The 12,190-nt window shown below is 72.6% G+C and carries 8 protein-coding genes; 4 read left to right on the top strand and 4 right to left on the bottom strand.

Annotation, left to right across the window (positions count from 1 at the left end):
- Nucleotides 1-218: 218 nt before the first annotated feature.
- Nucleotides 219-2,558 carry a GH92 family glycosyl hydrolase gene (locus ABEB00_RS22150; RefSeq protein ID WP_345621757.1) on the top strand — a complete coding sequence of 780 codons (2,340 nt, stop codon included), beginning with the start codon at nt 219-221 and terminating at the stop codon, nt 2,556-2,558.
- 234 nt (nt 2,559-2,792) lie between these two features.
- On the top strand, nt 2,793-4,298 hold the full coding sequence (locus ABEB00_RS22145; protein ID WP_345621756.1) for an SDR family NAD(P)-dependent oxidoreductase: 1,506 nt from the start codon (nt 2,793-2,795) through the stop codon (nt 4,296-4,298).
- A gap of 16 nt (nt 4,299-4,314) precedes the next feature.
- Here the strand turns inward: ABEB00_RS22145 and ABEB00_RS22140 are convergent, their stop codons facing one another.
- The gene (locus ABEB00_RS22140) at nt 4,315-4,764 is read right to left on the bottom strand and encodes a hypothetical protein (protein ID WP_345621755.1); all 450 of its coding nucleotides are present in this window, start codon (nt 4,762-4,764) and stop codon (nt 4,315-4,317) included.
- 475 nt (nt 4,765-5,239) lie between these two features.
- Here ABEB00_RS22140 and ABEB00_RS22135 point away from each other — a divergent pair, with 475 nt between their 5' ends.
- Nucleotides 5,240-5,413, top strand: a complete 174-nt coding sequence (locus ABEB00_RS22135) for a hypothetical protein (RefSeq protein ID WP_345621754.1) — start codon at nt 5,240-5,242, stop codon at nt 5,411-5,413.
- Nucleotides 5,414-5,456: 43 nt separating this feature from the next.
- Here the strand turns inward: ABEB00_RS22135 and ABEB00_RS22130 are convergent, their stop codons facing one another.
- The 3 genes from ABEB00_RS22130 to ABEB00_RS22120 all read right to left on the bottom strand — a co-directional run bounded on the left by ABEB00_RS22130 (nt 5,457) and on the right by ABEB00_RS22120 (nt 8,868).
- Entirely contained in the window at nt 5,457-6,818 is a 1,362-nt protein-coding gene (locus ABEB00_RS22130; RefSeq protein WP_345621752.1) for an MFS transporter, read from the bottom strand.
- Nucleotides 6,819-6,853: 35 nt separating this feature from the next.
- A complete protein-coding gene (locus tag ABEB00_RS22125; protein WP_345621751.1) occupies nt 6,854-7,774 on the bottom strand; it encodes an amidohydrolase family protein in 921 nt (306 codons plus the stop codon).
- A gap of 68 nt (nt 7,775-7,842) precedes the next feature.
- Nucleotides 7,843-8,868, bottom strand: coding sequence for an amidohydrolase family protein (locus ABEB00_RS22120; protein ID WP_345621750.1), 1,026 nt, complete (start codon nt 8,866-8,868; stop codon nt 7,843-7,845).
- Between the two features lie 243 nt (nt 8,869-9,111).
- Between ABEB00_RS22120 and ABEB00_RS22115 the strand changes: the two genes are divergently transcribed.
- On the top strand, nt 9,112-12,174 hold the full coding sequence (locus ABEB00_RS22115; RefSeq protein WP_345621749.1) for an alpha-mannosidase: 3,063 nt from the start codon (nt 9,112-9,114) through the stop codon (nt 12,172-12,174).
- The last annotated feature ends 16 nt before the right edge of the window (nt 12,175-12,190 follow it).

The raw sequence follows: 12,190 nt of genomic DNA, 5'->3' as shown, positions 1-12,190 counted from the left end.
CCGACGGGCGGCCCCGGCGGACGCCTCCCCGCTCCCGCCGGACGCCGCACGCCGGCCGGCCGGGCCGGGGAGCGGCGCACCGCACACCCGCGGTGCGCCGCCCTCCCGGCCCCGGCGGCCACCACCCGCGCCACCCTTGACGAGTACACGCACAGTCCGAAGAATGGTCCCGCTCCGCTTTGACAACGTTGTCCGAGCCCCATGGAAGGCCCCCCGACATGAGATGGACCCCACGGCTGCGCGGAACGGCGACGGCCGCCGCGGCGGCGGCGCTCCTCGCCGGCGCGCTCGCCGTGCCCTCCGCGCAGGCGGCGGCGCACGACGGCCCGCTGACCGACCTCGTGAACCCGTTCATCGGGACCGAGAACGAGGGCAACACCTATCCCGGCGCCGCCGTGCCCTTCGGCATGGTGCAGTTCTCGCCGGACACCGGCCACAACGTCGGTTACGACCACTCCGACGACCACATCCGCGGTTTCTCCCTGGTCCACCTCTCCGGCGTCGGCTGCGGCCTCGGCGGCGACCTGCCCGTGCTGCCGACCACCGGCGACGTCACGGAGACCGACTACGCGAAGTACGCCGCCGGGTTCAGCCACGACGACGAGAGCGCGAGCCCCGGTTACTACCGGGCCGGCCTGGACAGCGGGATCGGCGCGGAGCTGACCGCGACCGCGCGCACGGGCGTGCAGCGCTACACCTTCCCGGCCACCGACAAGGCCAACGTGCTGCTCAACGCGGGCCAGTCGCTGCACAAGAACCTGCACACCGAGGTCGAGATCCTCGACCGCCGCACCGTGCGCACCGCGATCACCGGCAGCGGCTTCTGCCAGGACACCGAGCCGTACACGCTGTACACGGTCACCCGCTTCGACCGCCCGTTCGCCTCCTCCGGCACCTGGAACGGCGACACCGTCACCGCGGGCTCCGACCGCTCCACGGCGGACGGCGGGCGCAACGGCGCCTACCTGCGCTTCGACACCACCGAGGACCGGACGGTGGAGGCGACCACCGCCCTGAGCTACGTCGACGCCCCCGGCGCGGCCCGCAACCTCCGTGCCGAGGGCGGCCGTTCCTTCGACTCCGTACGCCACCGGGCGCAGCGCACCTGGGAGAACCGGCTCGACGACATCCGCGTCCAGGGCGGCGACGACACCCTGCGCCGCACCTTCTACTCGTCCCTGTACCGGTCGTTCCTCGCGCCCAACATCGGCAGCGACGCCGACGGCCGCTACACCGGCTGGGACCAGAAGGTGCACCGGGCGAAGGGGTTCACGTACTACCAGAACTGGTCGCTGTGGGACACCTACCGCACCCAGTCCCAGCTCCTCTCCCTGCTCGCGCCCCGTGAGGCCCGCGACATGGCGATCTCCGTCATCAGGGTCGACGAGGAGAGCGGCTGGCTGCCCAAGTGGGGCTACGGCACGGTCGAGACCAACATCATGACCGGCGACCCGGTGACCCCCTTCCTCACCAACGCCTACCAGCAGGGCCTGCTCAAGGGGTACGAGGAGCGGGCCTACCGGGCGCTGCGGAAGAACGCCGACGGGGTGCCGTCCGCCGACTCGCCCGCGGTGGGCCGGGAGGCCAACCGCGAGTACCTCACCGACGGCTTCGCCCCGTACGTCAAGGGCCGCCCGCACGCCAAGCCGGGCGACTCCGACTACGACCACGGCGCCTCGGCCACCCTGGAGTACGCGCTGTCGGACGCGATGCTCGCGCGGATGGCGGACGACCTCGGCCACGAGCGGGACGCCGAGCGGTACGCGGACCGCGCCCAGAGCTACCGCCACGTCTTCGACCCCGCCACCGGCTTCTTCCGCGCCCGGGACGCCTCCGGCGCCTTCACCGGACCGGCCGACCCGGCGCGGAGCGAGGGCTTCCACGAGGGCACCTCCTGGCAGTACCAGTGGCTCGTCCCGCAGGACCTGCCCGGCATGATCGACCTGATCGGCGGCACCGACGCGGCGAACACGCGGCTCGACTCCTTCTTCGCCTACGACCAGCTCCTGGAGGACCCCGCGGGCACCGCCCGCGAGGTGTGGGTCAACGGGCCGTACGACTACTACAACGCCGACAAGTACAACCCGCAGAACGAACCCGACCTCATCGCCCCGTACACCTACCTCTCCACCGGGCAGCCCTGGAAGACCACCGACGTGGTGCACGCGGCGCTGACCCTCTTCACGGACACGCCGACCGGCATGACCGGCAACGACGACCTCGGGACCATGTCCGCCTGGAACGTCCTGTCGTCGATCGGCGTCTTCCCGGTCCAGCCCGGCTACGACACCTGGGGCCTGTCCACGCCCGTCTTCGACCGGGTCGACCTGACCCTGGACCGCCGCTACCACCCGCGCGGCGCCCTGACCGTCACCGCGGCCGGCACCTCGGACACCGACCGCTACATCCAGTCCGCCCGCACGGACGGCAAGGCGTACCCGCGGACCTACCTCACCACCGACGCGCTGCGCTCGGTGCGGACGCTCGCGTTCACCGTCGGCCCGCGGCCGTCCGGGTGGGGCACGTCGGCGCAGGCGGCGCCACCCGCCCTGAGGTGATCACGGTCGCCCCGTGAGCCCCGCCCCGCGCAAGGGGCGGGGCTCACTCCGGCGTCACCTGTGCGCAGCGTGATCGCACTCGACCGTGATCGAACGCGGCGGCGGTGCCGAGCACGGCCCGCGGGCCCTGATCCGGACGGTTTCGCCAGCGGGCCCACCGCTCGCGTAAAATCCCGGCTTGCGAAAGCGGACGCGAGTCGGAGCGCCGCGAGCGACCAGGGAACGGCAGCGGCGATGACGGTGACACAGGACGGTTCGGCGACCACGGACGACGAGGTGACCGCGTCCGCGTACGGCCCCGGGATCGACCCCGGGCGGCTGGCCGTCTGCCTCGGCGTACTGGAGGAACTCGACCGGATCGAGGTCGACCACCCCGACGCGATCGCGGTGCGCCGGGCCACCTCGCACATCTACCGGACGGTCAAGCAGCGCCGCCGCCAGGAGCGCCGGGCCGCCAAGACGGCCCACGACAAGGCGGTCACCGAGGCCACCGCCACCGGGTCCGCCGAGCGCATCGACGACGAGACCGAGGGCATCCTCCCCTCCTCCCGCACCGAGGAGGGGACCATCGCGGGGATACTCCAGCGCCCCCGCTCCTGCTACATCTGCAAGCAGCGCTACGCCGAGGTCGACTACTTCTACCACCAGCTCTGCCGGCGCTGCGCCGCCGAGAACCGGATGCGGCGCGAGGCCCGCGCCGACCTCACCGGCAAGCGCGCGCTGCTCACCGGCGGCCGGGCCAAGATCGGCATGTACATCGCGCTGCGGCTGCTGCGCGACGGCGCGCACACCACGATCACGACCCGCTTCCCCAAGGACGCCATCCGCCGTTTCAAGGCCATGGACGACTCCGCCGAGTGGCTCCACCGCCTGGCGGTCGTCGGCATCGACCTGCGCGACCCGGCCCAGGCCGTCGCCCTGGCCGACCAGGTCGCGGCACAGGGACCGCTCGACATCCTGATCAACAACGCCACCCAGACCGTACGCCGCCTGCCCTCCGCCTACGCCGCGCTGGTCGAGGGCGAGAGCGCCCCGCTGCCGGCCGGTGAGCTGCCCCCGCACCACGTGATCGGCGCCTTCGACTCCGGCGCGGTCGAGGCGCTGGCGGCGCTGCCGGCCGGGGTCTCCGGGCTCGACGCGCAAGCCGTGGCCGACCTCGCCCTGGTCGCCGGCAACGCCAGCGTGGTCCGGCACCGCGCCGGCACCGCCATCGACGCGGGCGGCCTCGTCCCCGACGTGGTCGACAGCAACACCTGGGTGCAGACCATCGAGCAGATCTCCCCGGTCGAGCTGCTGGAGACCCAGCTCTGCAACTACACCTCGCCGTTCATCCTCATCAGCAAGTTGCGCCCGGCGATGGCCGAGGCCGCCCGCGAGGCGTCCGCGAAGCGCGCCTACGTCGTCAACGTCTCCGCCATGGAAGGCGTGTTCGCCCGCGGCTACAAGGGCGCCGGCCATCCGAACACCAACGCGGCGAAGGCCGCCATGAACATGGTGACGCGGACCAGTGCCCAGGAGATGTTCGAGGCCGACGGCATCCTGATGACCTCGGTCGACACCGGCTGGATCACCGACGAACGCCCCCACTACGACAAGCTGCGGCTGGCCGAGGAGGGCTTCCACGCCCCGCTCGACCTGATCGACGGCGCCGCCCGCGTATACGACCCGATCGTGCGCGGCGAGGCGGGCGAGGACCTGTACGGCGTCTTCATGAAGGACTACGCGCCCGGCAAGTGGTGAGCCGCGGCCGGGCCGGTCAGTCGACGGCGCCCAGCCGCAAGTGGCGCGAGGCCACCAGTTCCAGCACCGGGCGCCAGTCCTCCAGGACACCGGCGTCGAAGTCGGCGCCGCGTCCCTCCGCCGCCGCCTCGCGGAGCCGGAGCGCGTCCTCGTCGGCCGGGGCGTCCGGGCGGGCCCGGCGCAGCAGGAGGCGGGCGACCCGGGCGCCGAGCAGCGGGCGGACGGCGTCGGCGGTGCGCGCCGCGCGGTCGGCCTCGTCGCCGGGCCACAGCAGCCGGCCGACGTTCTGCACCAGACCCGCCACCTGCAGCTCCTTGTCCGCGGGACGGCTGCGGCGCAGCAGCGCGGCGGTCCGCAGCGCATGGCCGTGCGGGTCACCGGGGCCGGCGCCGGGACCGGCGGTCTCCCGGGAGCCCCGGCAGGCGTACAGCAGGTCCATCAGCTCGTCGACGCTCCGCAGCTCCATGCGCCGGTCCTCCCGCGAGACAGCCCTTGCGCACGGCAGCAGACCATGACGAGCTTGCGGCCCGGCCAACGCCACCTGAACTGCCCCGCCGCCCCGCCCCCGCGGTTCGCGGACCGGCGCGACGCTGTCCGCCGAACGGGTGACGGACGCGGTGAACGACAGGTGACGGACGTGGGCGATGCCGGCTCAACTGCGCGCGGTACGAAGCGTGATGATTACCAGGAGTTTGCAGCGCCATAGAGCGGACTGCCGCTCATTTGGTTAATCTGGTCCGGACGGACAGCAGTACGGGTCCTACCCACACCCACCGGTCCGTCATGGGACGAGCCGGCGCACCAGCGGCCCGCTGCCCCGAGTTACCGGCGCCACCGCGACCGAACTGACTTTTTCGACTCAGATCCCAGCGGGCGTCATGTACCGGACAGCAGACTGGCCGGAGAGGCCCGAGGGTGACCCGACACATAAGGAGTGCGCGGTGACACCGGAAACGACGAATCGCGAGAAACGTCCCAAGGAACGCGCGGACCGAGCCGGCCGCAGACCCGGCGAGATCGGCAGCCTCGACGTGTGGGCCCGGTCCGCCCCCATCCGGCTCGCGGGCTACGAGGACGATCTGGCCGAGCCCCACATCCTGCCCAGCGTCGACTGACGCGACGGCATGGGCGTGACCCCGCACGCCCATGCCGGTCCGGTCAGGCGGGGGTCTTCCGCGCGGGCGCCGAGGCGGCCGCCGCCTGCCGGGCGGCCCGGGTGCGCGGCCCGAACACCGCGAGGACGAGGGCGCCCAGCAGCCAGCTCCCGGCGATGAAGAAGAACACGCTCTGGTAGCCGCTGTTGTTGTACAGCGCGGCGACCACCAGCGGCCCGGCCGCGTTGGAGAGCCGGCCCAGACCGTAGGAGACGCCGGTGCCCAGCGAGCGGCTGCGGGTGTCGAACAGCTCGGGCGAGTAGGCGTAGCCGAGGGCGGTGTAGCCGCGCTCGAAGAGGTTCACCAGGAAACCGAAGACGATGATGAGCACCGGGTTGAAGGTGAGCCCGTACAGCAGGCCGCACAGGGCGATCACCGTGCCGAAGGCGACCAGGCACCACTTGCGCTCGAACCGGTCGGTGACCAGGGCCGCCAGATAGGAGCCCAGTGGCGCGCCCACGGTGGTGAGGGCCACGTAGAAGACCGAGTCCTCGACGCTGAAGCCCTCCTTGGAGAGCAGGGTGGGGGCCCAGCTCGAGTAGCCGAAGAAGCCGATCGTCTGCGTCACCCAGACCACCGTCAGCAGCAGCGTGGGCATCAGGTACTTCCGCTGCAGCAGCAGCCGCAGCGGGGCCTTGGTCACCGGCGCCTCCGCCACCGGCGGGGCGGGTTCGGGCAGCGGCCCCCGCTCGGCGACGACCGAGGTCTCGATCTCCCGCAGCACCTCCTCCGCCTCGGCGTACTTGCCCCGGCTCTCCAGCCAGCGCGGCGACTCCTTGAGGTGCCGGGTGAACAGCACCAGCAGCATGCCCAGCGAGCCCCACAGGAAGACCAGGCGCCAGGTCCAGTCCTCCATCGGGACGACCGCGCTGGCGATCAGGCTGGTGACGGGGGTGCCGCAGATGCCGATGACGATGGCGTACGCCTGGTACCGGCCGCGCACGGCCGACGGGTACATCTCGTTGACGTAGATGACCGCCACGACCGTCATCGCCGACAGGCCGGCCGAGGTCAGGACCCGGAAGACGCCGAGGGAGACGAGGTCCCAGGAGAACACCGAGAGGAAGGAGAAGAAGCCGAAGAAGAGCGTCGTGTGCATCAGGGCGCGTTTTCGGCCCCAGCGGTCGGCGAGGGTCGAGGCGGCGATGGACCCGAGGAACATGCCGACGAACGACAGGGAGGTCACGTAGGCGACCTGGTTGACGCTGACGCCCCACAGGTCGATCAGCTTGGGCGCGGTGACGGCGAAGCTGTTGATGTCGGCGAACTCGAAGAAGTACGCGAACGAGACGGCCAGCAGGGTCGTCTTGTGGAACCGGGAGACCGGCAGCCTGTCCAGCCGGTTGAGAGCGTTGACGCGGTGCATGGTGGAGCCCTTGCCATTGGGGGGACGGGAGACGCTCAGCCGGCCTCGCCGGGCCAGTACAGGCGCATGGGGTTGGCGACGAGCAGCTTGTGCCGCTCCTCGGCGCCGGGGGCGATCAGCGGGACGTGGTCGACGAGCAGACCGTCGTCGGGCATGTGGTCGGTGAGGTTGGGGTGCGGCCAGTCGGTGCCCCAGAGCACCCGGTCCGGGAACTCCTGGACCGCGCGCCGGGCGAACGGCACCACGTCGGTGTAGGCGTGGCGCTCGCCGTCCAGGGCGGCGGGGCCGGTGACGCTGAGCCGTTCCGGGCAGCTCACCTTGACCCAGACGTCGTTGCCCGCGACGAACCGCAGGAACCGGGCGTACTCGGGGCCGTCCACCGGCCGGGTCACGTCCGGGCGGCCGAGGTGGTCGATGACGAGCGGGGCGGGCAGCGAGGAGAAGAAGCCCTCAAGGTCGGGCAGGTCGGCGCTCTCGAAGTACAGGACGATGTGCCAGCCCAGCGGGGCGATCTTCCGCGCGACGGTGCGCAGGTCCTCCTCGGGCGCGCTGTCGACCAGGCGGCGCACGAAGTTGAACCGGACGCCCCGCACCCCCGCCTCGTCCAGCTCGCGCAAGGCGGCCTCGGTGATGTCGGGGCGGACCGTGGCGATGCCGCGCGCGGTGCCGTCCGAGGCGCGTACGGCGTCCACCATCGCGGAGTTGTCCGCGCCGTGGCAGGTGGCCTGGACGATGACGTTCCGGCTCACGCCCAGGTGCTCGCGCAGGGCGAACAGATCGGCCTTGGAGGCGTCGCAGGGGGTGTACTTGCGCTGCGGCGCGAAGGGGAACTCCGCCTGCGGGCCGAAGACGTGGCAGTGGGCGTCGACCGTGCCCGGCGGGAGCCGGAACGCGGGCTTCGACGGGCCGGCGTACCAGTCGAGCCAGCCGGGGGTCTTGGGGGCGAGCGTGCTCATCGGGGTGGTTCCTTTCGCCGCGGCGGTGCCGCCCGCCGCGTGGTGCGGTGTTCCGGTGGTGCCTCGGGTCAGCGCCCCTGGCTCCTGAGCAGGGCGTCGAGCCGCGGGTAGACGGCGCGCGCGTTCCCCTCCTGGATCGCCGCCCGGTGCCCGGCGGGCAGCTCGGCCGCCTCCACGTAGCGCCGGGTGTCGTCGAAGTGGAAGCCGGTGCACGGGTCGAGGTCGCGGACCGCGCCGATCATCTCCGAGGCGAAGAGGACGTTCTTCGCGGGGACGACGTCGAGCAGCAGGTCGATGCCGGGCTGGTGGTAGACGCAGGTGTCGAAGAAGACGTTGCCCAGGACGTGTTCGGTCAGCTCCGGCTTGCCGAGCGCCATCGCCAGGCCGCGGAAGCGGCCCCAGTGGTAGGGGACCGCGCCGCCGCCGTGCGGGATCACCAGCTTCAGGGTGGGGAAGTCCCGGAACAGGTCGCCCTGGACGAGCTGCATGAACGCCGTGGTGTCGGCGTTGAGGTAGTGCGCGCCGGTGGTGTGGAAGGCGGGGTTCACGCTGGTGCTGACGTGCACCATCGCCGGTATGTCGTACTCGGCCATCTTCTCGTAGACCGGGTACCAGGAGCGGTCGGTGAGCGGGGGCGCCGTCCAGTGGCCGCCGGAGGGGTCGGGGTTGAGGTTCAGCGCGACGGCGCCGTACTCCTCGACGCAGCGGGTCAGCTCCGGCAGGCAGGTGGCCGGGTCGACGCCCGGGGACTGGGGGAGCATGGCGGCCGTCGCGAACCGCTCCGGGTAGAGCCGGCTGACCCGGAAGCACAGCTCGTTGCAGATCGACGCCCACTCGGCGGAGGTCTCGAAACCGCCGACGTGGTGGGCCATGAAGGAGGCCCGGGGGGAGAAGACGGTCAGGTCGATGCCGCGCTCGTCCATCAGCCGGAGCTGGTTCGACTCGACGCTCTCGCGGATCTCGTCGTCGCTGATCACGAGGCCGGCCCGGGCGGGGGCGGCGGCGGGGTCGCCCAGTGCGGCGATCTGCCGCTCGCGCCAGGCCGCCAGCGCCGGGGGAGCGGTGGTGTAGTGGCCGTGGCAATCGATGATCATCGTCGTTCCTGACTGCTGTGAAGGGTCGCCCCGGAGTGTGCGACGAGGCGCGGAGCAGGATTCAACGTAACGGCCAACGAAATTGTTGACAATAGTGTGACGGGAAAGTTTCCGAGCCGGGCGCACGGCCCGGTCGCGCCCGCGCGCCGGGTGTGTGACTCGCGCGCGTGGTTGTCGAACCCGCCCGCCGGACGGACGCTGGACGGGTGACCCCGTGCCCCCGACCACCACGGAGCATCCCGTATGCATGACGACCGCAGCCTGGTCGAAGGCCGTCTCGGGCGGGTCCTCGACGAGCGGGTCCGCCCGGCCGTGTACCCCGACTCGGTGCCGCTGGAGGTCGCGGTGTGGCACGCCCCGGGCGAGCCCGTGCCGGTCGCCGAGGGGCTGGCCGCCGTCCCCGAGCCGATCGAGGTGGGCGCCCGCTGGGGCGCGCCCTGGGGCACGAGCTGGTTCCGCGTCACCGGCACCGTCCCCGCGCGGTGGGCCGGCCGGACCGTCGAGGCCCTCCTCGACCTCGGCTTCGACGAGAACCTGCCCGGCTTCCAGTGCGAGGGCCTGGTCTACCGCCCCGACGGCACCCCCGTGAAGGGCCTGCACCCCCGCAACCAGTGGGTGCGGATCGGCGCCCCCGTCGAGGGCGGGGAGCGGGTGCTGCTGCATGTCGAGGCCGCCGCGAACCCCGTCGTGCTCGGCCCCCGCCCCTTCGTGCCCACCCCGCTCGGCGACCGGCACACCGCGGGCGACGCGCCGCAGTACACCCTGGCCCGGATGGATCTCGCCGTCCTCGACGAGACCGTCCGGCAGCTCGTGGCGGACCTGGAGGTGCTGGGTGAGCTGATGGCCGAGCTGCCGGCCGACTCGCAGCGCCGGTACGACCTGCTGCGCGCCGTCGACCGGGCGCTGGACGCCCTCGACCTCCAGGACGTGAACGGCACCGCGGCCCGCGCCCGCGCGGCGCTCACCGGCGTCCTCGCCGCCCCCGCCGCGGCCTCCGCCCACCGGATCAGCGCGGTGGGGCACGCGCACATCGACTCGGCCTGGCTGTGGCCGCTGCGCGAGACCGTGCGCAAGGTCGCCCGCACCGCCGCCAACATGACCGCCCTGCTGGACGACGAACCGGAGTTCGTCTTCGCCATGTCGCAGGCCCAGCAGTGGGCGTGGGTGCGCGACCACCGGCCCGAGGTGTGGGCCCGGGTGAAGAAGGCGGTGGCCGGCGGGCGGTTCGTGCCGGCCGGCGGGATGTGGGTGGAGTCCGACACCAACATGCCCGGCTCGGAGGCGATGGCCCGGCAGTTCGTGCACGGCAAGCGGTTCTTCCTCGACGAGTTCGGCATCGAGAACGACGAGGTGTGGCTGCCCGACACCTTCGGCTTCGCGGCCGGCCTGCCGCAGATCATCCGGGCGGCCGGTTCGAAGTACCTGCTGACACAGAAGATCTCCTGGTCGCGGACGAACCGCTTCCCCCACCACACCTTCCGCTGGGAGGGCATCGACGGCACCCGGATCTTCACCCACTTCCCGCCCGTCGACACCTACAACTGCGCCATGACCGGCGCCGAGATCGCCCACGCGGCCCGCAACTTCCGGGACAAGGGCGTCGCCCGGCACTCGCTGGCCCCCACCGGCTGGGGCGACGGGGGCGGCGGCACCACCCGCGAGATGGTCGCCAGGGCGGCCCGCCTGCGCGACCTCGAAGGCTCGGCCACCGTGACCTGGGAGACCCCGCGGGCCTTCTTCGAGCGGGCCGCCGCCGAGTACCCCGAGCCGCCCGTCTGGGTCGGCGAGCTGTACCTCGAACTGCACCGCGCCACCCTCACCAGCCAGGCGCGGACCAAGCAGGGCAACCGCCGCGCCGAGCACCTGCTGCGCGAGGCCGAGCTGTGGGCGGCCACCGCCGCCGTGCGCACCGGGCACGCCTACCCGTACGAGGAACTCGACCGCCTCTGGAAGACGGTGCTGCTGCACCAGTTCCACGACATCCTGCCCGGCTCCTCCATCGCCTGGGTGCACCGCGAGGCCCGGCGGACCTACGAGCGGATCGCCGGGGAGCTGGAGGCGATCATCGGCGCCGCCCAGCGCGCGCTGGCAGGCCGGGGCGGCACCCCGCTCGTCTTCAACTCCGCCCCGCACACCCGCGACGGCGTCCCGGCGGGCGGCGCCCGCACGCCGGTGCGCGAGGGCGCGACGACACTGACGCCGCGTCCGGGCGGCGGACACGTCCTCGACAACGGCCTGCTGCGGGTCGGGATCGACGCCCGCGGGCTGGTCGTCTCCGTCCGAGACCTCGGGGCCGGCCGGGAGACGGTCGCCCCCGGCCGGGCCGCCAGCCTCCTCCAGCTCCACCAGGACCTCCCCAACATGTGGGACGCCTGGGACGTGGACGAGTTCTACCGCCACACGGTCACCGACCTGACCGGCGCCGACGAGGTCGCCCCCGGCGAGGACGGCGCCTCGGTGCGCGTGGTGCGCTCCTTCGGTTCCTCCCGCGTCACCCAGGTGCTGACCCTGGCGCCCGGGGAGCGGCGGCTGGAGGTGGCGACCGAGGTCGACTGGCACGAGACGGAGAAGTTCCTGAAACTGGCCTTCCCGCTCGACCTGCACACCGAGCGGTACGCCGCCGAGACCCAGTTCGGGCACTTCCACCGCCCCACCCACACCAACACCTCCTGGGAGGCGGCCAGGTTCGAGGCGTGCAACCACCGCTTCGTCCACCTGGAGGAACCCGGCTGGGGCGTCGCGGTCGTCAACGACTCCACCTACGGCCACGACGTCACCCGCACCGTCCGCACCGACGGCGACCGGGGCACGACCACCACCGTCCGGGTCTCCCTGCTGCGCGCCCCGCGCTTCCCCGACCCGGAGACCGACCAGGGCCTGCACCGCTTCCGGCACGCCCTGGTCCCCGGCGCCCGGGTCGGCGACGCGGTCCGCGAGGGCTGGCGGATCAACCTGCCCCCACGGCACGCCACCGGCGCCGGCGAGGTCGCGCCGCTGGTGACGGCCGACGACGACGCGGTCGTGCTCACCGCCGTGAAGCTGGCCGACGACGGCAGCGGGGACGTCGTGGTCCGCTGCCACGAGGCGCACGGCGGCCGGGCCCGCGCCACCCTCACCGCCGGCTTCGCGGTGGCCGGCGTGACCGTGACCGACCTGCTGGAACGCCCGCTGGACGAGGAGCCGGCGCCCGAGACCGACGGCGACCGGATCACCGTACGGCTGCGGCCGTTCCAGTTGACCACCCTGCGGCTGAGGCGGGCGGCGCGGCGGTCCCGGCCGGAGGAAGGAGCGGAAGTCATCGGATGACTTGCCGTGTCAGTAA

This window comes from Streptomyces ziwulingensis, assembly GCF_039542605.1.
In the GTDB taxonomy this organism is placed as follows: Bacteria; Actinomycetota; Actinomycetes; order Streptomycetales; family Streptomycetaceae; genus Streptomyces; species Streptomyces ziwulingensis.
The sequence above is the reverse complement of the archived record's forward strand: the minus strand, read 5'-3'. Positions and strand labels throughout refer to the sequence as shown.